This window comes from Streptomyces sp. NPDC059900 (genome assembly GCF_050270335.1).
Taxonomy (GTDB): Bacteria; Actinomycetota; Actinomycetes; order Streptomycetales; family Streptomycetaceae; genus Streptomyces.
In genome coordinates this window covers 1-1087 of record NZ_JBNNJZ010001161.1, presented here as the reverse complement: position 1 = coordinate 1087, position 1087 = coordinate 1, and the positions used below count along the sequence as shown (strand labels likewise).

The following is a 1087-nucleotide window of genomic DNA, read 5'->3' as shown; positions in this document are numbered from 1 at the left end:
CTCTGGCTGTCGCACGCAGTCTCACGGCCACCGGACGGGATCCTCCACATGACGACGACGCCGAACTGGGCGGACTTCCAGTACGAGATCTATCTCAACGGCATGACTGGCGCCGTACCCCGCCTGCCCACCGACCTGACCCGCCTGGAGGAGCTGACCGAGCAGCGGCTCGGCCCCGGACCGGTCGGCTATGTCGCGGGAAGCGCGGGCAACGGCAGCACCGCCCGCGCCAACCGCGAGGCACTGGAGCGGCGGCGGATCGTGCCGCGCATGCTGCGCGACGTACACGAACGCGATCTGTCCGTGGAGGTGCTCGGCCACCGGCTGCCCGCGCCGCTGGCCCTGGCTCCCATCGGCGTCCTGTCGATCATGCATCCGGACGGCGAGTCCGCCGCCGCCCGCGCGGCCGCGGCCCGCGGCGTCCCGTACATCCTGTCCTCGGCCTCCAGCACCCCCATGGAGCAGGTCGCCGAGGAGATGGGGGACGGACAGCGGTGGTTCCAGCTGTACTGGGCCAAGGACCGTGACGTCACCAAGAGCTTCCTCGACCGGGCCAAGGCCTCGGGCTTCACCGCGCTGGTCGTCACCCTCGACACCCCGCTCCTCGCCTGGCGGCCGCGCGACCTCGACCAGGCGTATCTGCCGTTCCTGCACGGGGTGGGCACCGCCAACTACTTCAGCGACCCGGCGTTCCGGGCGGGCCTGGCCAAGCCCGTGCACGAGGACCCGAACGCGGCGGTGATGCACTTCGTCGGGATGTTCGCCGATCCCGCCAAGACCTGGCCGGACCTGGCTTTCCTGCGCGAGAACTGGGATGGCCCGATCGTGCTCAAGGGCATCCTGCACCCGGACGACGCGCGCCGCGCCGCCGACGCGGGCATGGACGGCGTGGTGGTCTCCAACCACGGAGGGCGCCAGGTCGCGGGCTCCGTCGCGGCGGCCGACGCCCTGCCCCGTGTGGTGGAGGCGGTCGGCGACCGCCTCAGCGTCCTGTTCGACAGCGGCGTCCGCACCGGCGACGACATCTTCAAGGCGCTCGCGCTCGGCGCCGAGGCGGTGCTCCTGGGACGGCCCTACGCCTACGGCC

General features: G+C 72.2%; 1 protein-coding gene. It reads left to right on the top strand.

Annotation, left to right across the window (positions count from 1 at the left end; translation table 11 throughout):
• Window positions 1–48 precede the first annotated feature (48 nt).
• Window positions 49–1087, top strand: a 1039-nt coding sequence (locus ACQKIP_RS48055) for a lactate 2-monooxygenase (protein WP_427745940.1), incomplete at its 3' end; no start/stop codon positions are given.